Consider the following 20,335-nt stretch of genomic DNA (forward strand, 5'->3'; position numbering starts at 1 on the left):
CCTGCTTGACGATTTCCTCGAAGGTTCGGCTACCCTGGTGACTTCTCTGGATAGGCCTCTGACCCGCTGCCGACATCGCTCCTGTTCCGCGCCTGGACTTGGCGCCGGGAGCCCGCGCCTGGGCTGACGCAAGGGCGCGACCCTGTGTCTTCCGCCGCGCCTCCGGGCGGGCGGACCCCTTATCCGGAGATTCCCATGTTCCACGACTTGACCTGCCTGGCGCGCCGTCTCGAGCGCGCCCAGGCCCTCCAGAACGAACGATTCAACCAGGCGGCCGGAGGCCGAAGCCTGCCGGTGGGCGGCGGCTTCGCGCACCTTCGCGGCGAGGCCCACCCCCTCAATCAGGCGCTGGGGCTGATCGAGCCGATCACCGAACCAGAGCTGGAGGCCCTCGAAGCCTTCCTCGGCATACCCACCGTGCTGGAACTCAGTCCCGGCGCCGATCCATCGCTCTGGCCACTGCTGGCGCGCCGGGGGTACCGCCTCCACGCGTTCCAGCAGCTGTGGGCGCGATCCCTGGAGGGCCCACCTGCGGCAGGATCGGAAGGCCTGGTCCGGCAAGCCCGGCTCGACGAGGCCGGGATCTTCAACCGCGTGGTCGCGGCAGGGTTTCTCGAGCGCGATGACTGGCGGGACCCGACGCCGCCTTTCGAGGTGTCCCTGGAGGTGCCGGATGCTTGGGGCTTCCTGGCCTTCGTGGACGGAGAGCTGGCCGGAGGCGGCCTGCTGGGCGTCGTGGAGGGCGTGGCCCTGCTCTCGGGCGATGCGGTGCTGCCGCGCTTCCGGGCCCGCGGCTTGCAGAAGGCCCTCATCGCCGCGCGGCTGGCCTTCGCGCGGGACCGCGCCTGTGACCTTGCCTGCGCTTCCACGGCCCCGGGCACCGCCAGCCAGCGGTCCTACGAGGCCTGCGGCTTCCGGGCCGCCTACCCCAAGGTGGAGATGGCGCGGGGCTGAGAGCCCGATGCGATAGTGGGGGGATGCGCCGTCCCGCTCCCCCCACCGCCGCGCTCCTCGTGACGGCCCTGGCCTTCCACGTGGACATGCTCCTCTACTACCTGCTGGTGCCCCTGCTACCCCGGTATGCGCGGGACCTCCATCTGAACCAGATGGAGGTGGGGATCCTCTTCGGCAGCTACGCCGTGGCCCTGCTGGCGGCCACCTTCCCCGTGGCCCGCCTCACGGACCGCTTCGGCCGCCGTGCGCCCATGCTCTGGGGCCTGGCGGGGCTGGGGATCACCACGCTGGTCTTCGCCGTGTCGAAGCAGTACTGGCTGCTGGTGCTGGCCCGCTTCCTCCAGGGCGTGGCGGGGGCGGCCACCTGGCTTCCGGGCATGGCGTTGCTGGCGGACATCTTTCCGAGCGAATCCCGGGGCAAGGCCATGGGCACGGCGTTCGCCGCCGCGAACCTCGGTGTGCTGATCGGGCCCCCGCTCTCAGGGTTCCTCGATCAGCACGCGGGCCCCACCGCACCCTTCGTCCTGGGGGCGGTCCTGGTGGCCCTGGATGCGGCGGGTCGCGCCTTCCTTCTGCCGGAGACCGAATCCGGCCAGGGGCTGCAGCTGCCTTTCCGCCAGCTGCTGTCCAATCCGACCATCCGGGTCTTCGCTGGCGCCATGGCCCTGGGTTCCTGCCTGTGGGCCCTGCTGGAATCCACCCTGCCGCTGCACCTGGACCGGCGCCTGGGCCAGTCGCCGACCCAGATCGGTCTCTGTTTCGCGGCGGCGGCCCTGGCCCACACCTTCACCTCGCCATTGATGGGTGCCCTCTCGGACCGCATCGGGCGGGTGCGGGTGCTCCGCATGGGGCTGGTGCTGGCGGTGGTCTTCATCCCCTTGCCGGTGCTGCTGCCCCGGTCCTGGATGGTGGTACTGGCGATGATGGGGCTGGGCAGCACGGCCAGCTTCATCATGAGCCCCTGCAGTCCCGCGGTGGCCGACCAGGTGGAGCGGCAGGGCAGCCAGAGTTTCGCCTCCGCCTTCTCCATCCTGAACCTGGCGTACTCCGTGGGCCTGATGGTGGGCCCTCTCGTGGGCGGCGCCCTGGTGCAGGGACTGGGCCTGCCTCTGGCCATGGGGCTCTCGGGGCTCGGCTTCGGCGCCTACCTGCTGGCCACGCGGAGGCTCAGCGCCTGACCCCACGGTAGATCCAGCGTTCCGCATCTTCCGACCAGGACCGACCGTCCAGGCCGCCATAGGCTGCCACGACTTCGAAGCCCGCCGCCGCGAGGCTGGTCCGGACCTCGGTGTCCGTGGGAATCCAGATGTCGTGGCGGAAGGCCTCACCCTGGCAGCGGCGCTCCGTGCGGATGCGGCGACCGTCGGGACTCCAGGTGGCGCGTTCCTCGTAGCCTTCATCGGGAAATTCCAGCCACTGCCCCTCGACTTCCGCGATGGTGCGCCGCAGGGAGGATCGGCCGGCCAGGTCCAGGAGCAGGGCGCCGCCAGGTCGGAGCACGCGGGCGAACTCGGCCAGCTGGCGGAGGTTCTCCGCGTCCGTGGCGAAATAGCCCCAGCTGGTGTAGGCGCAGAAGACGCCATCCGCGCAGCCCGCCCGGAAGGGGAGGGCGCGGAGGTCGAGGCGGGCCAGGGTCGCGGGGTGGTCCTTCCGGTGGCGATCCAGGTTCATCCGGCTGAGATCGCCCCCCAGGGTTTCCCAGCCCCGGGCCACCAGGTGGGGCTGGAGGCGGCCCCAGCCGCAAGGCAGGTCCAGGACTCGGCTGCCCGGAGGCAGGTCCAGCAAGGCCGCGAGCGCCGGCCCTTCGGCGGCGGCTTCCGCGTCCTTGTCCGCGTAGATCTGGAAATAGGCGGGGTGGTCGAAGTCCCAGGCGAACCAGTCCATGCCCGAGTGTGGCAGGGCTCGGGGGCAAAAGCAGAGGCCCGGGGGTGTGCGCGCAGCGGGCCCATAGATCCGTGCAACGCATGCGTTGCGCGGAGACCCCACGGAGAACATCACGCTTCGTCGGTGTCCGCCTTCACGAGCTTCACGATGGGCGTGGACTGGGGCGTGTTGACGATGCCCTTCCAGACATAGCGGGTCCCGCGCTTCTGGCCGCTCTTGGTGATCAGCTTGGCCTCCTCCAGCTCGGTGAAGAGGCGGCGGAGCGTGGCCGGGGCCCAGTCGCAATCCTTGAGGTCCAGGGCCACCTGGGCCTCGAAGCTGCTGAGGGACCCCCTGTCCTGGAGGGCGCGCATCAGGTCCCCCTTCAGGTCTTCCAGTTCAGGCTTGGATCGGCGGGCCTTGGTCTTGAAGGCCGGCGGAGCGGCCACGGACGCAGGGGCGGCGGGCTTGGGCGCCGGCGGGGCCGCGGCCTGGACGGGCGCGGACGCCTGGGCCTGCACCAGCAGGCCATCGAGGTAGATGTCGCCGCGCTCGGGGCGGAAGAGCACCACCACGGAGCCCGGCGGCAGGCCTTCCTGCTGGAGCGCCGTGATGACCCGCTCCCCGATGCGAGATTTCTGGTCCGACGACAGATTGGGCGATTGGATAATAACGATGGCCATGGGGGCTCCAGTATGCATACGGTTGATACATAATACGCTTTGGGTTTTCATCTGTAAAATACGATCTGTCGACTGGACCGGTTAGACTTGCCACCGAGGATTCCATGCGCAAACCCAAGATCGAACGCCCCGAGGAACAGCAGCGCTTCGAAACCTTCCTGCGATCGCGGCAGCTCAAGCTGACCGGTGAGCGCCTCGAGTTGGTGGAGGAGGTCTTCGGCCAGGTCCACCACTTCGACGCAGACCAGCTGCACATGGCGCTCAAGCAGAAGGGCAAGGCCATCAGCCGGGCCACGGTGTACCGCACCCTGGATCTGCTGGTGCAGTGCGGTCTGGTGCGGAAGAGCAGCTTCGGCGACCAGCACGCGCACTACGAAGCCGTGCGCAGCAACGAGCACCACGACCACCTGATCTGCCTGAACTGCGACGCCATCATCGAATTCTTCCGCCCTGACCTGGAAGCCCTCCAGGAGGCCATCTGCCACGAGTACGGCTTCCGGCCCATGCACCACAGCCACCAGATCTTCGGCCTGTGCAAGGAGTGCCAGAGCCGCGAGACGGACGCGCCGACGCTGGCGCATCGGATGAGTCAGCTCAACGTCTAGCTGTCAGCCATCAGCTATCAGCTATCGGCTCAAGATGGTCGAGGCCTGCTTTGGCTGAGAGCCGACAGCTGATGGCTGACAGCCGCGCGAAGCGCTAGGCTAGGCCATGCCGAAACTCACGATCCAGGATCTCCAGCGCCTCCCGAAGACGGATCTGCATGTCCATCTGGATGGCAGCCTCCGGACCACCACCATCCTCGAGTTGGCGGAGCAGCAGAAGGTGAAGCTGCCCGCGGACACGCCTGAAGGCCTCCGGCCTTTCGTCCAGGTGGGCGAGGAGTGCAAGTCCCTCGTCGAGTATCTCAAGGCCTTCGACGTCACCCTCTCGGTGATGCAAACCTACGAGAGCCTCGTGCGCACGGCCTTCGAGCTGGCGGAGGACGCGGCCAAGGAGAACGTCCGCTACATGGAGGTGCGCTACAGCCCCATCCTCCACCAGCAGAAGGGGCTCACGCTCCACGCCATCGTGCAGGCCGTGCTGGAGGGCCTGGCCCAGGCCGAACGGCAGTACAACATCAAGACTGGCGTCATCCTCTGCGGCATGCGCCACATCTCGCCCGACATCTCACTGCGCCTGGCGGACCTCACCGTGGCCTTCAAGAACAAGGGCGTGGTGGGCTTCGACCTGGCGGGCGCCGAGGAGAACTTCCCCGCCAAGCGCCACAAGGACGCTTTCGGCCGCGTGCTCCAGAACAACATCAACTGCACCCTGCACGCGGGCGAGGCCTACGGCCCGGAGAGCATCCACCAGGCCATCCACCTCTGCGGCGCTCACCGCATCGGCCACGGCGTGCGGCTCATCGAGGACGGGGACCTGCTGAACTACGTGAACGACCACCGCATCCCGCTGGAGTGCTGCCCGTCGAGCAACGTACAGACCAAGGCCGTGAAGAAGATGGCCGACCACCCCATCCGCCTGTTCTACGACTTGGGCCTGCGCGTCACCGTGAACACGGACAACCGCATGGTCACCAACACCAACGTGAGCCGCGAGTTCCAGGTCATCCACGAGGACCTGGGCTTCAGCCTCGAGGAGATCAAGGACCTGATCATCATGGGCTTCAAGAGCGCCTTCCTGCCCTATGCCCTCAAGCGGGCCCTGCTGGCGGAGGTGGTCCACGAGCTGAAGGCCTTCAAGCCGGGCAGCCTGGAGAGCAAAAAGGAGCACCTCTGATATCCTGACTATCGAGGTCAGGATTCATGCTCGATCGCTTTGCCGACTTTCTCGATGGCCACGCCAAGGTCCTCCTCACCACCCACGAGAACCCGGACGGGGATGGCGTGGGGGCCGCGGTGGCCCTGGCGGCTCACCTGAAAGGGCAGGGCAAGGAGGCGCGCATTGTCGTGGCGCCCGTCCTGCCGGAGAACCTGCGGTTCCTGGATCCCGAGGGCTGGATCGAGGCCTACAACCCGGCGGGGGCCCACGCGGACCTGGCCGCCTGGCCAGATGCCTGGCTCCTCATCGACGCGTCGGAACCCCACCGCATGGGGGCGCTCTACACCGCCTTCGAGGGCACGAAGGCCGAACGGGCCTGCCTGGACCATCACCTGAAGGACGCCCCCCACGGCTTCGACGATGAGTTCACGGATCCCACCGCCAGCGCCAGCACCGAGCTGGTCTACGACCTGGTGCGGCCCCGCATCGGCGGGGACCTGCCGCCGGTGATGGCCCAGGCCCTCTACGCAGGCATGGTGAGCGACACGGGCAATTTCCGCCACTCCAACACCACCCCCAAGATCCACCAGGCGGCGGCCGACCTCATCGCCCAGGGCGTCCACCCGGCGCGCACCTACAACGCCCTCTACCAGACCGCCACGCCCGCCAAGCTCAAGCTCTTCGGCCGGGCCATGGGCGGGCTCCAGATGAGGGATGGCGGTCGTTTCGCCTACGTGGCCGTGACCAGGGCCGACCTGGCCGCCTGCGGCGCCACCCACGAGGACCTGGACGAGCTGGTGGAGGAACCGCGGAAGCTGAAGGGTGTCGAGGTGGCCGCCCTGTTCTCGGAGGCGGCGGACGGCCGGGCCAAGGTCAGCCTCCGCTCCCGCGAGAAGGTGGACGTAAACGCCGTCTGCCGCCTGTTCGGGGGCGGGGGCCACCGTCTGGCGTCCGGCGCCAAGGCATCCTTGCCGCTGGAGGCTTTCATCACCCAGGTGGAGACGGCGGTGCTGGCCCAGATGGAACGCGATATGGTCTAGTGCAGGACGGGCCGGGAACCGGTTGCCCCGAAAAGATCCAGGTCCCAGACTTCATTTTCCTCCCGGGCGGCATCCAATGGATCAGCCGCACTTTCTCCCGGAACCCCATGTCTCCCAAAGAACCCAGCAGCGCCCCGAAACTCGAACTGTTCTGCAAGCTCCAGGCGGAGAAGGTGCCCTTCATCGCCAAGGCCAACGTGCCGTCGATCTTCGGCAAGTTCACGGTCTACGGCTTCCTGGAGCACGCCACGGGCAAGGAGCATCTGGCCATCGTGGCCGGCGAGATCGATGCCCGCCGCCGCATTCCGGTGCGCATCCACTCCGAGTGCTGGACGGGCGACGTGCTGGGGAGCCTCCGGTGCGACTGCCGCCAGCAGCTGGAGGAGGGTCTCCGCCACGTGGCCGAGCACGGCGGCATCGTCCTCTACCTCCGCCAGGAGGGCCGCGGCATCGGCCTCCTGAACAAGCTCAAGGCCTACGCCCTCCAGGAGCAGGGGCTCGATACCGTGGAGGCCAACCACTCCCTGGGCTTCCCGGACGATCTGCGCACCTACGACTGTGCCGTGGAGATGCTCAACTTCTTCGGCATCACCAAGGTCAAGCTGCTGACCAACAATCCCCGCAAGATCGGGGCCCTGGAGTCCGCCGGCATCGAGGTGGAGCGGGAGCGCCACCAGCTGGCCTCCAACCCCCACAACCTGCGCTACCTCAAGACCAAAGCCCGCAAGAGCGGGCACATGCTGGATTTCGAGGAAGAGGCGCTGTAGGAGCTGTCAGCTTCCAGCTAAAGAGGGGCCCGGCGGCATTTTTCGCTGACAGCTGACAGCTGAGAGCTGATAGCTATAAAGCCATGCCCGCCCCCGCGCCCCCCGTTTCCGCCCAGACCATCACCGACATCTCCCACGTCATCCAGCTGTCGGTGGCGCCGGTCTTCCTGCTCACATCCATCGGGACGATCCTGGGCGTGCTGTCCACGCGGCTGGCGCGCATCGTCGACCGGGCCCGGGCGCTGAAAGATCTCCTGGAGGAGGTGCCGGAACGCCGGCACTCCGCCATCCACGACGAGATGCAGACGTTGGCCCGGCGGCGGCGCTTCATCAACTTCGCCATCACCTCCGGCACCACCGCGGCGCTGCTGGTCTGCGTTAGCATCGCCACCGTGTTCCTGGGGGCCGTGCTGAAGGCCAGCGTGGCCGTTCCCGTGGCCCTACTCTTCATCCTGGCCATGGCCGCCTTCGTGGCGGCCCTGGTGTTCTTCCTTCGGGAGATCCTGCTGGCTGTGAGGAGCCTGCACCTGGCCTGATTCGCGGACCTTTCCCCGGCTCCCGGATGCCACAATGCCCCGCAGGAGGGCACCCATGGGGCAGGAACTGGAAGGCAAGGTGGCGCTCGTGACGGCGGCCAGCAGGGGCCTGGGCCGGGCCTCGGCCGAGGCCCTGGCGCGGGCCGGCTGCGACCTGGCCATCTGCGGCCGGGATCAGGCAGCCGTGGAGAAGGCGGCGGAGGAGATCCGTCGCGCCACCGGGCGCGCGGTGCTGCCGGTGGTGGCGGACCTGGGTCGCGCCGACGACATCCAGCGGCTGGTGGAGGCCACCCTGGCCGCTTACGCCCACGTGGACGTGCTGGTCTCCAACACAGGTGGACCGCAGCCGGGGTCCTTCATGGCCTTCGACGACGCCGCCTGGCAGGGGGCCTTCGACAGCCTGCTCATGCCCGCCGTGCGCCTGGCGCGGGCGGTCGTGCCTGGCATGAAGGAACGGAGCTGGGGCCGCATCCTCTTCGTCACCTCCAGCGCGGTCAAGCAGCCCATTCCGGCGCTGGTGCTCTCCAACTCGCTGCGGGCCGCGGTGACGGCCATGGCCAAGACCCTCGCCGGGCAGGTGGCGAAGGATGGCATCACCGTGAACTGCGTGGCTCCAGGGCGCATCTTCACGGACCGCGTCCGTTTCCTCGACGGCGAAGCCGCGAAGGCCAGCGGGCGGACCATGGAGGACATCCGGGCGGAGCAGGGCGCCCGCATCCCCGTCGGGCGCTACGGCGAGCCGAGGGAATTCGGCGAGGCCGTGGCCTTCCTGGCGGGACCCGGGGCCTCCTACATCACCGGCAGCACCCTGGCCGTGGATGGCGGGGCGATCTCCTCGCTGCTGTAGAGCGGGCCTACAGGCTCTTGATCGCCGCGATCTCCTGCGGGTTCAGGAAGCGCCAGGCGCCGGGCTTCAGCAGCGGGTCCGCCAGGGGACCGAACTGCACCCGGCGCAGCTTGCTCACGGGATGGCCCACGGCGGCGAACATGCGGCGGATCTGCTGGTTCTTGCCCTCGGTGAGGGTCACCTTCAGCCAGGGGTTGTCCCCCTTCTCGGCGATCTCGATGTGGCAGGGCTTCAGGCGGCGTCCGCTGAGCAGGAAGCCGGCCTCGAATTCTTTCAGCAGCTCGGGCTTCGGCGTGCGGTGGATCTTGACCAGGTAGACCTTGGGGATCTCGTGCTCGGGGCCCATGAGCACCTGGGCCAGGGCGCCGTCGTTGGTCATGAGCAGCAGGCCCTCGGAGTTGAAGTCGAGGCGGCCCACCGGGTAGAGGCGGCCCGGCACGCCCTTGAGCAGGGCCATCACCGTGGGCCGGCCCTGGTCGTCCTTCACGGTGGTGACGTAGCCCTTGGGCTTGTTCATGAGGATGTAGACCGGGGCCTCCTTGTGGATGGGGATGAGGTCCACGGTGATCTCGTCCCGGCGCGGATCGGCGCGGGCGCCCAGCTCAGCGACGGTTTTCCCGTTCACCTGCACGCGGCCGTCGAGGATGATCTGCTCGCAGGCCCGGCGGCTGTCGATGCCGGCGGCGGCGAGGATCTTCTGGAGCCGCTCCTGGCCGGCCTGCGGAGGGCGGGATGAAGCGCTGCCGGCGCGAGGCGCCACGGCCTTGCGTGGAGCCTGCTTGGCCGCGGGCCGGGATTTGTCGTTGGCCGGCCGCCGCGTGGGAGCGCCGGAAGCAGAGCGGCCGGCAGGGCCCGAGGCGGACCGGGCGGTCGACGAAGACCGGCTGGGGCCTGCGCCCGGCCGGGCTGGCGCTGAGGGCCGGGCTGGCCGGCCAGCGGCGGGCTTGCGGGTGGCGGGCGCGGTGCGGGGCCCCTTCGGGGCGGGCTTTCTCATGGCGGCTCCTTCGGCGTCTCCCGACGCGGAAGGCCCAGTCTATCAGGCTTCCTCGCCGAACCAGGGATGGGCCCGGTAGTCCGCCAGCAGCTCCTCGGCCGCCACCTTCAGCACCACGGCCAAGGGCACCGCGAAGATGAGCCCCAGCACGCCGAACCAGAAGCCGAAGGCCGTGAGGGCCAGCAGCACCTCCAGGGGATGCAGGCGGCTGGCGCGCCCCACCCAGACGGGCGTGAAGTAGAAGGCCTCGGCCTTCTGCACGGCGATGAACACGAGGGCCAGGGTCACGAGATGTCCCGTGCGCCCTCCGTCCAGGTAGGCCAGTACCAGGGTCGGCGGCAGGGCGGTCAGGTAGGGGGAGTAGGGCACGACGTTGGACACGCCGGCCACCAGGCCCAGCAGCCAGGCGTAGGGCACGCCGAGCAGGGCGAGGGCAGTTCCCTGGAGGAGAGCCATGGCCGCGGCCACGGCGGCCTGGCCGCGGATGTAGCCGCCCAGGCGCTGGTGGATGGCTCCGGCCATGCGGTCCATGCGCTCCCGGTGCCGCGGGGGCGCCAGGCTCCGGAGGTTGGTGACGAGCCGGGGACCCTCCAGCAGCAGGTAGTAGAGGATCAGGGGGACGAGGATGAGGGCCAGCAGGTCGAGGAAACACCCCAGGAGGCCGCCGCCCGTGGCGCGGAGGCCGCGAAGCAGCAGTCCCGGATCCAGGCCCTCCAGGCCGCGCTCCAGGCGGGCCTGCCAAGCCGGGTGGGCCTGGAACCAGGGCAGCAGCCTTGCCTCCAGGGCCTGTTTCCAGCCCGGCAGGGAAGCCGCGAGGCGCTCGCCCTGGTCCGCCAGCCAGGGCACCAGGATCATCAACAGGCCACCGACCACGACCACGAAGCCGCTGAGCACCGCCACCACGCTCCAGGGTCGGCCCAGGCGCCCGGCCAGGCGGTCCACCAGGGGGCCCAGCAGGTAGGCCAGGACCATGGCGAAGAAGAAGGGGGCCAGGGCCCGCCGCAGCAGCCAGAGGGCCAGCAGGGCCGTCGCCGCGGCCAGGGCGAAGCGGAGGGGAATTCGGCCCCGGTCCGTCATCCCGCGGCGGCGGTCCGGGTGGCCCGCACGAAGTAGTGGATGCCCGAGGCCAGCACCAGGGCCGCCACCACCCAGTACATCTCCGGCAGAAAGGGGTCCATCCAGGGCCGGTAGCCCAGGGCATTGAACAGCAGGCCCAGGGAGACGGCGACGAGCTGGGCCGCCGTGCTCACCTTGCCCAGGAGGCTGGGGTGGAACTTGCTGTCGCTGAGACGGTCCACAGAGGCGAAGGCGTAGAAGGAGATCACCAGGTCCCGCGTGATGGCGAGCATCGCCACCCACACGGGGATGGGCGCGGCCATGCCCTGGGTGCGCCAGGCCAGGAGCACGAAGGCCGTGGTCATGAGCAGCTTGTCGGCGGCCGGATCCAGCACGGCGCCCAGGTCCGACCCCTGGTCGAAGGCCCGGGCGATGAGCCCGTCCAGCAGGTCGGTGAGCCCCGCCGCCCCGAAGATGATGAAGGCCTGCCAGTGGTGTCCGTACCAGACTGCGATGGCGAAAAAGGGGATGGCCAGGATCCGCAGCAGGGTCAGTGCATTGGGCAGGGTCAGGGGGCTGGTCGTGGGCATCGGATCCAGTTTAGACGGAGATCACATCCTTTGACTTAGACCTTGTAGCACCCTAATGGGGAGTTAGACTATGGTCTGGAGTTGAGATTATGACTCAGAATCTATCAATCCCGCTGAGCGACCTCCAGCCGGGGGACCAGGGGGAGGTGATCCAGGTCAAGGCGCAGGGTCAGATCCGTCAGCGCCTGCTGGAGATGGGCTTCATCCGGGGCGCGCGCCTGAGGGTGGAGAAGCTGGCCCCCCTGGGCGATCCCATGGAACTCGTGATCAAGGGCTACCACCTGTCGCTGCGACGGGACGAGAGCGCCTGCATCCTCGTGCACCGGGTGGCCTGATGTCCCTCACCATCGCCCTGGCGGGCAATCCCAACTGCGGGAAGACCACGCTGTTCAACGCCCTCACCGGGGCCCGCCACCACGTGGGCAACTGGCCCGGCGTCACGGTGGAGCGGCGCAGCGGCGCCTTCGAACAGGATGGCCTCACGCTGGAGGTGGTGGACCTTCCCGGGACCTACTCCCTGGCGGCCCGCAGCGAGGATGAGCGGGTTGCCGCCCAGTTCCTGGCCTCCCCGGAGGTGGACCTGGTCCTGAACGTGCTGGACGCCTCGAACCTGGAGCGCAACCTCTACCTCAGCACCCAGCTCCTGGAGCTGGGCAAGCCCGTGGCCTTCGTCCTCAACATGGTGGATGACGCCGAAAGCCGGGGAGTCCACATCGACGTGGCGGCCCTGGAGACCCTGCTGGGCGGCCCGGTCATCCCCACCGTGGGCAACCGGGCCCAGGGCATCCCCGAGCTCAAGGCCCTCCTGGCGGTGCTGGCCCGCGGCGAGTCCACCCGCTGCCGCCGCATCACTGTGGACTATGGCCATGATATCGAGGGCGAGCTGGCCAAGCTCGAGACCGAGATCTGCCGCGATGAGAAGCTCGAAGAAGCCATGCCGCCCCGCTGGCTGGCCCTGCAGCTGCTGGAGAACAATGCCGAGGCGAAGCGGCGGGTGGCGGAGAGCCACGCCAGCGAAGCCATCAGCCAGCAGCTCACGAAGAGCTTCGCCTTCCTGGAGCCCCACCTGGGCGCCGATGGCGCGACCCTGATCGCCGAGCGCCGCTACGGCTTCGCCCACGGCCTGGTGAAGGAGGTGGCCACGGCGCCGGACGAGGGCAGGACTCCCACCGCGAGGCTCGACGCGGTGCTCACCCACCGCTGGCTGGGCATTCCCATCTTCGTGGGCATCCTGGCCCTGGTCTACTCGGTGTCCTTCATCCTCGGGAAGATCCCCCAGGATTGGATCGCCGAGGGATTCAAGGCCCTGTCCGACTTCGCCGGGGCCCACCTGCCCGCCGGCGAGCTGACCAGCCTGCTGGTGGATGGCGTGATCCCCGGCGTGAGCGCGGTGATCGTCTTCGTGCCCGTGATCATGATCCTCATGGGCTGCATCGCCTTCCTGGAGGACACGGGCTACATGGCCCGGGCGGCCTTCATCATGGACCGCCTCATGCATGTCATGGGCCTCCACGGGAAGAGCTTCATCCCCCTCATCATGGGCAGCGGCTGCAACGTGCCGGCCATCCAGGCCGCCCGCACCATCGAGAGCCGGCAGGACCGTCTCATCACCATCCTCGTCACGCCCCTGGTGAGCTGCTCCGCGCGCCTCCAGGTCTACATCGTCATCGCCGGGACCTTCTTCACGCCCTTCAAGGCGGCCCTGGCCATCATCGCCATGCACTTCCTGGGCCTGGGCCTGGCCGTCCTCATGGGCCGCATCCTGCGCAGCGCGTTGTTCGCCGGCCCGAGTTCACCCTTCGTGATGGAGCTGCCGCCCTACCGGCTGCCGGTCCTGAAGGCCACGCTCATCCACATGTGGGAGAAGGGCTCGGTCTTCCTCACCCGCGCCGGCACGACCATCTTCGCGGGCGCCACGCTGATCTGGTTCCTCTCGCGCTATCCCGGCATCGCCAACCAGGAGTGGACCGCCCAGTACCAGGAGCAGCGGCAGGCCGTGGCCGCCCTCAAGCTGCCCGGGGCCGAGGAGGAGGACCGCCTCCGGGCCCTCCAGCTGGCCCACGAGAGCCGCATCGTGAACACGAGCCTGGCCGCGCGGCTGGGCCAGAAGGCCTCCCCCCTCCTTCGGCCCATCCTCGATCCGGAGCACAAGCGCGCCGAGGCCTGGAAGGATGTCATCGCCCTCACCGCCGGTTTCGTCGCCAAGGAGATTGTGGTCTCCACCATGGCGGTCATCCACCAGGCCAGCGACGAGCCCAAGGCGGGCGAGCGCCTCAGCCCGCTCCAGGTATCCCTGCGCGACAACTCGGGCCTGAGCCCCCTCACGGCCCTGGCTTTCATGGTGTTCACGCTCATCTACACGCCCTGCCTGGGCACCGTCGCCATGATCCGCCGCGAGGCGGGCAGCTGGGGCTGGGCGGGCTTCACCATCGCCTACGGCCTGGTCCTGGGCTGGGGCCTGGCCTGGGTCACCGTGGTCGCCGGCCGCGCCCTCGGCTTCGCGTGAGGCGCCCATGAACCTCCAGCTCGTCCTCGTCGCCTCCGCCGTCAGCTGGTCGGCCTTCTACTTCCTGCGCGGCGCCTACCGGGACCTGAAGGCGGGAAACGCGTGCTCCCACTGCAGCTCCGGCGGCTGTCCCGCCGCCCGGCGGCACTGATCGGCTAGAGTCCTCGCGCCCATTCGGGCCGGAGCGGAATGTGGCCTTCGAGCGCGGCGTCGACGGCGGCCAGCATGGCCTCCCGGTCCCGGGGCAGGCGGCCGCCGATGGGCAGGTAGTTCGAGGCGTGGTTGGACCGGAAGATGGCGTTGCCGGGGCGGGCCTCCTCCAGGAACCACCGCAGTTCCCTCAGGAGCCCCGGCAGGTCCGGGAGCTCGAAGCGTCCCTGGTCCTCCAGCGCGGCGAGGGGGGTGTGGGGGACCACGGTCAGGGTCAGCGTGGAGAGGAAGCGGGGATCCATGGCCGTCGCCAGGCGGCCCGAGGCGCGGGCGTGCGCCTCGCTGCGTTCGCGTCCACCCGCGCCCAGCAGGAACATCAGGGATTGGTCCATTCCCGCCTCCCGGGCCTTTCGGGCGGCCTCGACGTGCTCCTCCGCCGTGGCCCCCTTGGCGATGCGGCGGAGGGTCTCGTCATCGCCGGACTCCGGGCCGAGGTAGAGGAGGGACAGGCCCAGCTCCCGGAGCCGCGCCAGCTCCCGGGGCGACTTCTCCAGCAGGTTGCGCGCCGTGGCGTAGGTGCTCACCCGCCGCAGGCGGGGGAAGCCCGCGGCGAGGGCCAGGAGGATGGGCTCCCAGTGGTCCATGTCCATGGCCAGAGGATCTCCGTCGGCCACGAAGACATGCCGGACGTCCTCCGCGAAGCGGGCCCCGGCCTCGGAGATGTCGGCCAGTACTTCCTCCAGGGGCCGCTCCCGGTACCGCTTGCCGCGGTACATGGCGCAGTAGGTGCAGGCGTTCCAGGAGCAGCCCAGGGTGGCCTGGAGAATGAACGACTCGGCTTCGCTGGGCGGGCGGAAGAGGGGCTCGTCGTAGCGCACTCAGCAGCCCCTCCGCCGGGCCTCGGACACCAGGTCCAGGGCCAGGTCCACCGGGTCCACGGGAAGGTGGGGCAGGCCGGCCACGAAGCCCGGGCGGCCTGCACGGTCATCCAGGGGGGCCTGCGGGCAGAGGGTCTGGAACCGGGTGGTCAGCAGGGCGAGGTTGGCCAGCGTCGCGGGCCGCATGTCCGGGCCGAGGCAGCGGTAGTCCATGCCGTGTTCATAGACCATCAGGTCCGGCTGGCCATCTCCGCGCTGGACCAGGAGGAAGGGCTCCTTGGCGTGGGTGGTGCGCTCCTCCACCTTCTCGACCTTCTTGGTCAGCAGGAGCCCTCCGCTGAGGACGGCCTTGCCCAGGTCGAAGCGCCTCTCCTTGGTCTTGAGGACCTCGGTGGTGCTCTGGGTCCGGGCCCCCCGCTGCAGGAGGCGAACCGCGTCCAGGGGGCAGGCGTGGATCTGGCCCTTCGCGTCCACGGCCCGGAAGCCTCCCGGCTCCCAGTCCAGGCTCCGCACCACCAGGCGGGTTCCGTCCGTGGGAACGGCGGAGGGTTCGGCCGCCCAGGCGAGGAAGCCCTCCGCCACGAGGGCCGCCGCCAGGCCTTCGCCGTCCGGCGTGGCCCGAGCGAGGATCCGGGGCAGGGTGCCCGCCAGCATCCGCGCCGCGTCCGGCAGGGCGAGGCCTGCCAGGCGCGCCGCCCGGGCCACGGCCTCGGGAGTTCCAGGAATCCGACCCACCGCCACGAACATGGGACGAGTATGAGGCCGGCTGGACCCGGTTGATAAACTGGATGCGTTCCCGCGAGGTCGCTGTGCGAACTGGTCGCGGAAGGGTGAGATCCCCGGCGTGCCTGGCGGCCTGGCTCCGTCGGGTGGCCGCCTCGGCGCTCGTCGCCCTGACCGCGTCGATGCTGTGGGCTCCCGGTGCGCCGGAGCGGCGTGTCTGCGTAGCCCGGATCCAGGGCACCATCGGGCCGGCCACGGCGACCTACGTCGCGCGGGCCATCGGTGAGGCTGCGGGCCAGGAGGCCCAGTGCCTGGTCCTCCAGCTCGACACGCCCGGCGGGCTCCTGGACTCCACAAAGGAGATCATCCAGAGCTTCCTGCGCTCCCCGGTGCCCACCGTCGTCTATGTCTCCCCCCAGGGAGCCTGGGCCGGCAGCGCGGGCTGCTTCATCACCATGGCCGCCGACGTGGCGGTCATGGCGCCCTCCACCAGCATCGGCGCGGCCCATCCCGTGGGGATCGGCGGGGGCGAGAAGCAGGACGAGGTGATGAAGCAGAAGCTGGAGAACTTCGCCGCCAGCTACCTGGAGGCCATCGCCGGCAAGCGGCACCGCAACATGGAATGGGCCCGGGCCTCGGTGCGCGAGAGCGCAGCCATCCCCGCCGACAAGGCCCTGGAGCTGAATGTGGTCGATCTGATCGCCGAGGACCTGCCCGACCTGCTGCGGCGGCTGGATGGCCGGGAGGTCGGGGCCCGGCGGCTGGAGACGGCCGGGGCGACCGTTGTCGAGATCCCCCTGTCGCTGCGGGAGAGGGCCTTCCAGGGCCTCGCGCATCCCCAGGTGATGCTGATCCTGATGCTGGTCGTGGTGTACGGCATCATCGGGGAGCTGACCAGCCCCGGTGCGATCCTGCCCGGCGTGGTGGGCGTGATCGCCCTGCTCCTGCTGCTGTACCTGTCCTCGGTGCTGCCGCTGAACATCACGGGCCTGGCGCTCGTCGCCGTGGCCCTCGTGCTGTTCACGATCGACGCCTTCGCGCCGACCCATGGGGTGCTCACGGGGGGCGGGGTGATCGCGTTCTTCCTCGGGCTGTTCATGCTGTTCGACCGGAGCGAGCCCTTCCTGCGGCTCTCGCTGATGTGGCTGGTGCCAGCCACCGTCGTGACGGCCCTGTTCTTCATCTTCGTGGCTGGCGCGGGCATCCGCGCCCAGCGGCTGCCGGCCAGGGCCGGCGCCCAGGCGATGCTGGGCCGGACCGTCCCGGCCGTGGAACCGATCGACGCCTCCCGAGGGAAGGTGTTTCTCGAAGGCGAGTACTGGGATGCCGTCAGCGCCGTGCCCATCGCGGCGGGGCAAGTCGTGGAGATCGTGGCGCTGAACGGCCTGACTCTGACGGTGAAACCCGTGGGGACTTCCGAGGAGGAGCGGCCATGAACACCTATGTGATGTACCTGGGACCCTGGATCGTCGTGCTCGTGGCGCTGGGACTGATCGTCCTGCCGCAGGCGGCCCGCATCCTGCGCGAGTACGAGCGGGGCGTGATCTTCCGCTGGGGCAAGCTCAAGGGCTCCAAGGGGCCGGGCCTGATCTTCCTCATCCCCTTCATCGACCGCATGGTGCGGATGGACCTGCGCGTGGTGACCATCGACGTGCCCAAGCAGGAGGTGATGACCCGCGACAATGTCCCGGCGACCGTCGATGCGGTGGTCTACTTCCGCGTGGTGGATCCACAGGCGGCCGTGGTCAAGGTGGAGAACTTCCTTAAGGCCTCCTCCCTGATCGCCCAGACCACGCTGCGCAGCGTGCTGGGCCAGTCAGAGCTGGACGAGCTGCTGTCACACCGGGAGATGATCAACCTCAAGCTCCAGGAGATCATCGACCGCCAGACCGAGCCCTGGGGCGTGAAGGTGAGCACCGTGGAGGTGCGCGACGTGGTGCTGCCCGACGGGATGAAGCGCGCCATGGCCAAGCAGGCCGAAGCCGAGCGGGAGCGGCGCGCCAAGGTCGTCAACGCCGAGGGCGAGTTCCAGGCCGCGGAGAAGATGGTGCAGGCCGCCGCCATGATGGCGGAGCAGCCCATCTCGCTCCAGCTGCGCTTCCTCCAGACCATGGTGGAGATCTCCAGCGAGCACAACACCACCAGCTTCATTCCGCTGCCCAGCGAGCTGTTCCGGCCCTTCATCCAGAAGGGCTAGCGGTCCGTCGGAGCAGGAGGATGGTGCGGTCGTCGGTGAAGGGGGCGCCCTTCGCGTGGGCTTCCAGGTCAGCCATGAGGCCGGCGTCGATGGCATCGAGCCCCAGGGCCAGGCTCGTCCGCAGGAAGGCCTGGAGGCGATCCTCGCCGTACTCCTCGCCGCCCGGGGCCGCGACTTCCGTGACGCCGTCGGTGTAGAGCGCCAGAAGATCGCCGGGCTCCAGGCGGAAGGAGCCGGAGCCGTAAGGCTGTCCCGGCAGCATGGCCAGGGGCAGCCCCTGGGATTCCAGGGCCCGGAAGGTCCCGTCGGCACTCACCAGGTAGCCTGGGTTGTGGCCCGCGTTCGTGTAGGTCACCTCGCCGGTGGCGGGCTCGAAGAGGAGCAGGAAGGCCGTCACGAACCGCTTCCCGTCCGTGTGCCGGGCCAGGGACCGGGAGAGATGGAAGGCCAGATCATCCGGCGGGATGTCCCGCTCGCCGAAGGCTTCGAGGAAAGCCGAGAGGCTCGCCATGAGGAGCCCCGGCCCCAGGCCCTTCCCGCTGACGTCGGCCAGGGCGAGGAGCCAGCGGCCATCCTCCCGCAGCCACCATCCGAAGAGGTCGCCGCTCACCTGGCGGCTGGGCAGGTTGTTGCCATGGAGCTCGTAGCCCGGGATCTCCGGGGGCAGGCCGGGAAGGAGGCCTTGCTGGATGTGCCTGGCCAGGTCCAGTTCCTGGTCCAGGGAGCGCCGTCTCTGGGCTTCTTCCTGCATGCGGACCTGCTCCAGCTTCGCCGAAGCCAGATGGGCGAAGGTGCTGGCGAGGCCCAGGTCCTGCTCGGTGAAGGGGGGACGCGGGGCCTTGGCGTCGAGGTAGAGCAGGCCGAGGATGGCGCCTTCGAACTCCAGAGGCGCCACGATGGCCGTGGAGATGCCGCTGAGAAGCAGGGACGGGCTCCCGGTGCCCGCCTCGACATCACGGAACAGCACGGCCTGGCGCCGCGCCAGGGCGGATTCCACCAGATGCGTGGAGAGGCTGATGGGGGCGTGCCCTTCGCTGGCGCGGGAGGCCACGGACTTCAGGTTCCCGTCGGGGCCCGATAGGAGGATCGCCGCCCGCCAGGGATGGAGCTGGTTCCAGAGGTGATCCAGCACATGGTCGAGGAGCGTTCCGGGCGGCACGTCCTTGATGAGCTCCAGGCTGAGGTCCTGGAGGTCCCGGATCACTGCCCCCATGCGGTCCGGTGCGCCCGTGGGCAGCCAGGTTCGCCAGGCCTCGTCGATGGGAAGGACCACGCTCGACTGGGGCGAGGATCCGCTCTCGTCACGGAACCGGACCTCGGGACCGAGGGTTCCGCCTGTCACCCGGATGTGGATGGACCCGAGGTGCACCTCGTCCCCGCCGCGCAGGGGACGGGGGGCATGGACCCGCTCGCCATTGATGAAGGTGCCGTTGCGGCTGTCGAGATCCTCCAGGAAGGGAACGCCCCGATGCATCACGATCCGGGCGTGACGGCGGCTCAGGGCCCCATCGGCGATCACCACCTCGTTCTGGTGCGAGCGGCCGAAATGCCAGGCCCGGCCCTCCTCCCCCTCCAGCGGGAGCGGGTCGAGCCCCGGAACATGCAAGGTCATGGCAGCCATGGCGGCAAGGATTGTGTCCGAGTCATCCGGCGTACGCCACGGTGAGTTTCGAGAAGGTCCACCTTTTTTTGCATCCACCCTCGTGGTGGTCTGGCAAAAACCGGTGCGGATAATTTTATACGGATGATATTGTGGAAATATTTTAATACGGGTAATAATAGACAGCCAGGAAAGGATACCCTCATGCCCGATCGCACCCTGACGCTCTGCACCGCCTTCGACGGCCCGCGCCGCATCGCCTCCGGTCTGCTGGGACAGGTGGCCGTGGCCGTGAAGGCCTGCGTGGATGGCGGCCAAGCGAAGGATGTGGCGCCAAGCGTGCTGGTGTTCGACGATGAAACGGGCCGCGTCATCGACCTCGACCTGCGCGGAACGCCCGAGGATGTGGTCGCCCGCCTCTGCGGCCCGCCGGAACAGCCGGAGAAGCCGCGAGGAAGGGGCCGGCCCAGGCTTGGCGTCGTGCCAAGGGAGGTGACCCTCCTCCCACGGCACTGGGAGTGGCTCGGCGCCCAGCCCGGCGGGGCTTCGGTGGCCCTGCGCAAGCTCGTGGAAGAGGCCCGCCGGGCGGAGACGGCCGGCGAGCGCCGGCGCCTGGCCCAGGAGCGCGCCTACCGCTTCATGGCGGCCATGGCCGGTGACGCCCCCGGGTACGAGGAGGCCCTGCGGGCGCTGTACGCCGAGAACTCGGCGGCCTTCGAGACGCACATCCAGCCCTGGCCGGAGGACATCCGGGAGCATGCGCGGAGGCTCGCGCAGGCGGCATTCGTGTCCGAACCCTGACGGCGCGGACCTGGGACACGGGAGGAAAGGACATGGACGGATCCTTCGATCGGAAAGCGGCGCTTCGGGCCTACAAAGAGCGGAAGCCGCGCCCCGGCATCTATGCGGTGCGCCACCTGGCGTCGGGCCGCGCGTGGGCCGGCGCGAATCCGAACCTCGACACCACCCGGAACGGCCTGTGGCATCAACTGAACCAGGGCCGCCACCTGGACCGCGGGTTGCAGGCGGCCTGGAACCAGCACGGCGAGGCGGCCTTCGAATACGTCATCCTCGAAGTCCTCGAAGAAGAGATGAGCCCCCTGGTCCTCAAGGAGACGCTGAAGGCCAAGAAGGCCGAGTGGACGGCCCTCCTCGCCGAAAGCGAAGGGGCCCCAGGAAACGCCTGACAG

General features: G+C 69.2%; 23 protein-coding genes. 15 read left to right on the plus strand and 8 right to left on the minus strand.

Annotated features, from left to right (window positions below):
• Positions 1–195: 195 nt before the first annotated feature.
• Both MLJ35_RS12360 and MLJ35_RS12365 read left to right on the plus strand, forming a co-directional pair.
• Positions 196–954: a GNAT family N-acetyltransferase gene (locus tag MLJ35_RS12360; protein ID WP_243384603.1), complete on the plus strand. Its 759-nt coding sequence runs from the start codon at positions 196–198 to the stop codon at positions 952–954.
• A gap of 23 nt (positions 955–977) precedes the next feature.
• Positions 978–2,132 (plus strand): MFS transporter, encoded by a 1,155-nt coding sequence (locus MLJ35_RS12365; protein WP_243384604.1) that lies wholly within the window; start codon positions 978–980, stop codon positions 2,130–2,132.
• On the opposite strand, the gene MLJ35_RS12370 is transcribed toward MLJ35_RS12365, so the two are convergent.
• Complete coding sequence (locus MLJ35_RS12370; protein ID WP_243384605.1) at positions 2,122–2,838, minus strand: class I SAM-dependent methyltransferase; 717 nt, start codon at positions 2,836–2,838, stop codon at positions 2,122–2,124. The genes MLJ35_RS12365 and MLJ35_RS12370 overlap by 11 nt on opposite strands.
• A 110-nt stretch (positions 2,839–2,948) precedes the next feature.
• A complete protein-coding gene (locus tag MLJ35_RS12375) occupies positions 2,949–3,500 on the minus strand; it encodes a hypothetical protein (RefSeq protein WP_243324298.1) in 552 nt (183 codons plus the stop codon).
• A gap of 104 nt (positions 3,501–3,604) precedes the next feature.
• Here MLJ35_RS12375 and MLJ35_RS12380 point away from each other — a divergent pair, with 104 nt between their 5' ends.
• From MLJ35_RS12380 to MLJ35_RS12405, 6 genes are all read left to right on the plus strand, one after another.
• Entirely contained in the window at positions 3,605–4,105 is a 501-nt protein-coding gene (locus MLJ35_RS12380) for a Fur family transcriptional regulator (RefSeq protein WP_243295872.1), read from the plus strand.
• A gap of 106 nt (positions 4,106–4,211) precedes the next feature.
• Complete coding sequence (gene add, locus MLJ35_RS12385) at positions 4,212–5,279, plus strand: adenosine deaminase (RefSeq protein ID WP_243384606.1); 1,068 nt, start codon at positions 4,212–4,214, stop codon at positions 5,277–5,279.
• 26 nt (positions 5,280–5,305) lie between these two features.
• A complete protein-coding gene (locus MLJ35_RS12390; RefSeq protein ID WP_243384607.1) occupies positions 5,306–6,301 on the plus strand; it encodes a DHH family phosphoesterase in 996 nt (331 codons plus the stop codon).
• A 107-nt stretch (positions 6,302–6,408) separates the two neighbouring features.
• Positions 6,409–7,068, plus strand: coding sequence for a GTP cyclohydrolase II (ribA, locus tag MLJ35_RS12395; RefSeq protein ID WP_243324303.1), 660 nt, complete (start codon positions 6,409–6,411; stop codon positions 7,066–7,068).
• Between the two features lie 83 nt (positions 7,069–7,151).
• Positions 7,152–7,604 (plus strand): DUF2721 domain-containing protein, encoded by a 453-nt coding sequence (locus MLJ35_RS12400; RefSeq protein ID WP_243324304.1) that lies wholly within the window; start codon positions 7,152–7,154, stop codon positions 7,602–7,604.
• A gap of 55 nt (positions 7,605–7,659) precedes the next feature.
• Positions 7,660–8,451 (plus strand): SDR family oxidoreductase, encoded by a 792-nt coding sequence (locus tag MLJ35_RS12405; RefSeq protein WP_243384608.1) that lies wholly within the window; start codon positions 7,660–7,662, stop codon positions 8,449–8,451.
• 7 nt (positions 8,452–8,458) lie between these two features.
• On the opposite strand, the gene MLJ35_RS12410 is transcribed toward MLJ35_RS12405, so the two are convergent.
• The 3 genes from MLJ35_RS12410 to pgsA are packed head-to-tail and all read right to left on the minus strand — an operon-like array spanning position 8,459 to position 11,091.
• Positions 8,459–9,445, minus strand: a complete 987-nt coding sequence (locus MLJ35_RS12410) for a pseudouridine synthase (protein ID WP_243384609.1) — start codon at positions 9,443–9,445, stop codon at positions 8,459–8,461.
• 42 nt (positions 9,446–9,487) lie between these two features.
• A complete protein-coding gene (locus tag MLJ35_RS12415; protein WP_243384610.1) occupies positions 9,488–10,522 on the minus strand; it encodes an AI-2E family transporter in 1,035 nt (344 codons plus the stop codon).
• Positions 10,519–11,091, minus strand: coding sequence for a CDP-diacylglycerol--glycerol-3-phosphate 3-phosphatidyltransferase (gene pgsA, locus MLJ35_RS12420; protein WP_243384611.1), 573 nt, complete (start codon positions 11,089–11,091; stop codon positions 10,519–10,521). The genes MLJ35_RS12415 and pgsA overlap by 4 nt, the downstream gene beginning before the upstream one ends.
• 89 nt (positions 11,092–11,180) lie before the next feature.
• Here pgsA and MLJ35_RS12425 point away from each other — a divergent pair, with 89 nt between their 5' ends.
• Genes MLJ35_RS12425 through MLJ35_RS12435 form a run of 3 tightly spaced genes read left to right on the plus strand, consistent with a single transcriptional unit; the run spans position 11,181 to position 13,748 of the window.
• Positions 11,181–11,426: a FeoA family protein gene (locus MLJ35_RS12425; RefSeq protein WP_243295881.1), complete on the plus strand. Its 246-nt coding sequence runs from the start codon at positions 11,181–11,183 to the stop codon at positions 11,424–11,426.
• Positions 11,426–13,597 (plus strand): ferrous iron transport protein B, encoded by a 2,172-nt coding sequence (gene feoB / locus MLJ35_RS12430; protein WP_243384612.1) that lies wholly within the window; start codon positions 11,426–11,428, stop codon positions 13,595–13,597. The genes MLJ35_RS12425 and feoB overlap by 1 nt, the downstream gene beginning before the upstream one ends.
• A gap of 7 nt (positions 13,598–13,604) precedes the next feature.
• On the plus strand, positions 13,605–13,748 hold the full coding sequence (locus MLJ35_RS12435; RefSeq protein ID WP_243324314.1) for a hypothetical protein: 144 nt from the start codon (positions 13,605–13,607) through the stop codon (positions 13,746–13,748).
• 4 nt (positions 13,749–13,752) lie between these two features.
• Here the strand turns inward: MLJ35_RS12435 and MLJ35_RS12440 are convergent, their stop codons facing one another.
• Both MLJ35_RS12440 and MLJ35_RS12445 read right to left on the minus strand, forming a co-directional pair.
• Positions 13,753–14,625, minus strand: a complete 873-nt coding sequence (locus tag MLJ35_RS12440) for a radical SAM protein (RefSeq protein ID WP_243384613.1) — start codon at positions 14,623–14,625, stop codon at positions 13,753–13,755.
• On the minus strand, positions 14,626–15,360 hold the full coding sequence (locus MLJ35_RS12445) for a hypothetical protein (RefSeq protein ID WP_243384614.1): 735 nt from the start codon (positions 15,358–15,360) through the stop codon (positions 14,626–14,628).
• A 95-nt stretch (positions 15,361–15,455) separates the two neighbouring features.
• On the opposite strand from MLJ35_RS12445, the gene MLJ35_RS16165 reads away from it, so the two are divergent.
• Complete coding sequence (locus MLJ35_RS16165) at positions 15,456–16,784, plus strand: NfeD family protein (protein ID WP_243384615.1); 1,329 nt, start codon at positions 15,456–15,458, stop codon at positions 16,782–16,784.
• Positions 16,781–17,545 carry a slipin family protein gene (locus MLJ35_RS12455; RefSeq protein WP_243384616.1) on the plus strand — a complete coding sequence of 255 codons (765 nt, stop codon included), beginning with the start codon at positions 16,781–16,783 and terminating at the stop codon, positions 17,543–17,545. Before MLJ35_RS16165 ends, MLJ35_RS12455 begins: the two co-directional genes overlap by 4 nt.
• Here the strand turns inward: MLJ35_RS12455 and MLJ35_RS12460 are convergent.
• Positions 17,529–19,157: a SpoIIE family protein phosphatase gene (locus MLJ35_RS12460; protein WP_243384617.1), complete on the minus strand. Its 1,629-nt coding sequence runs from the start codon at positions 19,155–19,157 to the stop codon at positions 17,529–17,531. The two genes, MLJ35_RS12455 and MLJ35_RS12460, sit on opposite strands and share 17 nt — an antisense overlap.
• Before the next feature lie 192 nt (positions 19,158–19,349).
• On the opposite strand from MLJ35_RS12460, the gene MLJ35_RS12465 reads away from it, so the two are divergent.
• Both MLJ35_RS12465 and MLJ35_RS12470 read left to right on the plus strand, forming a co-directional pair.
• The gene (locus MLJ35_RS12465; protein ID WP_243384618.1) at positions 19,350–19,946 is read left to right on the plus strand and encodes a DUF2239 family protein; all 597 of its coding nucleotides are present in this window, start codon (positions 19,350–19,352) and stop codon (positions 19,944–19,946) included.
• A gap of 32 nt (positions 19,947–19,978) precedes the next feature.
• Positions 19,979–20,332 (plus strand): GIY-YIG nuclease family protein, encoded by a 354-nt coding sequence (locus MLJ35_RS12470; protein ID WP_243384619.1) that lies wholly within the window; start codon positions 19,979–19,981, stop codon positions 20,330–20,332.
• Positions 20,333–20,335 lie beyond the last annotated feature (3 nt).

The sequence above is a fragment of the Geothrix alkalitolerans genome (genome assembly GCF_022808885.1).
GTDB classification, from domain to species: Bacteria; Acidobacteriota; Holophagae; order Holophagales; family Holophagaceae; genus Geothrix; species Geothrix alkalitolerans.

Coding starts and splice junctions, on each gene's coding strand:
- MLJ35_RS12360 (WP_243384603.1), top strand. CDS start 196: ATGTTCCACGACTTGACCTGCCTGGCGCGCCGTCTCGAGCGCGCCCAG.
- MLJ35_RS12365 (WP_243384604.1), top strand. CDS start 978: ATGCGCCGTCCCGCTCCCCCCACCGCCGCGCTCCTCGTGACGGCCCTG.
- MLJ35_RS12370 (WP_243384605.1), bottom strand. CDS start 2,838: ATGGACTGGTTCGCCTGGGACTTCGACCACCCCGCCTATTTCCAGATC.
- MLJ35_RS12375 (WP_243324298.1), bottom strand. CDS start 3,500: ATGGCCATCGTTATTATCCAATCGCCCAATCTGTCGTCGGACCAGAAA.
- MLJ35_RS12380 (WP_243295872.1), top strand. CDS start 3,605: ATGCGCAAACCCAAGATCGAACGCCCCGAGGAACAGCAGCGCTTCGAA.
- add (WP_243384606.1), top strand. CDS start 4,212: ATGCCGAAACTCACGATCCAGGATCTCCAGCGCCTCCCGAAGACGGAT.
- MLJ35_RS12390 (WP_243384607.1), top strand. CDS start 5,306: ATGCTCGATCGCTTTGCCGACTTTCTCGATGGCCACGCCAAGGTCCTC.
- ribA (WP_243324303.1), top strand. CDS start 6,409: ATGTCTCCCAAAGAACCCAGCAGCGCCCCGAAACTCGAACTGTTCTGC.
- MLJ35_RS12400 (WP_243324304.1), top strand. CDS start 7,152: ATGCCCGCCCCCGCGCCCCCCGTTTCCGCCCAGACCATCACCGACATC.
- MLJ35_RS12405 (WP_243384608.1), top strand. CDS start 7,660: ATGGGGCAGGAACTGGAAGGCAAGGTGGCGCTCGTGACGGCGGCCAGC.
- MLJ35_RS12410 (WP_243384609.1), bottom strand. CDS start 9,445: ATGAGAAAGCCCGCCCCGAAGGGGCCCCGCACCGCGCCCGCCACCCGC.
- MLJ35_RS12415 (WP_243384610.1), bottom strand. CDS start 10,522: ATGACGGACCGGGGCCGAATTCCCCTCCGCTTCGCCCTGGCCGCGGCG.
- pgsA (WP_243384611.1), bottom strand. CDS start 11,091: ATGCCCACGACCAGCCCCCTGACCCTGCCCAATGCACTGACCCTGCTG.
- MLJ35_RS12425 (WP_243295881.1), top strand. CDS start 11,181: ATGACTCAGAATCTATCAATCCCGCTGAGCGACCTCCAGCCGGGGGAC.
- feoB (WP_243384612.1), top strand. CDS start 11,426: ATGTCCCTCACCATCGCCCTGGCGGGCAATCCCAACTGCGGGAAGACC.
- MLJ35_RS12435 (WP_243324314.1), top strand. CDS start 13,605: ATGAACCTCCAGCTCGTCCTCGTCGCCTCCGCCGTCAGCTGGTCGGCC.
- MLJ35_RS12455 (WP_243384616.1), top strand. CDS start 16,781: ATGAACACCTATGTGATGTACCTGGGACCCTGGATCGTCGTGCTCGTG.
- MLJ35_RS12460 (WP_243384617.1), bottom strand. CDS start 19,157: ATGACCTTGCATGTTCCGGGGCTCGACCCGCTCCCGCTGGAGGGGGAG.
- MLJ35_RS12465 (WP_243384618.1), top strand. CDS start 19,350: ATGCCCGATCGCACCCTGACGCTCTGCACCGCCTTCGACGGCCCGCGC.
- MLJ35_RS12470 (WP_243384619.1), top strand. CDS start 19,979: ATGGACGGATCCTTCGATCGGAAAGCGGCGCTTCGGGCCTACAAAGAG.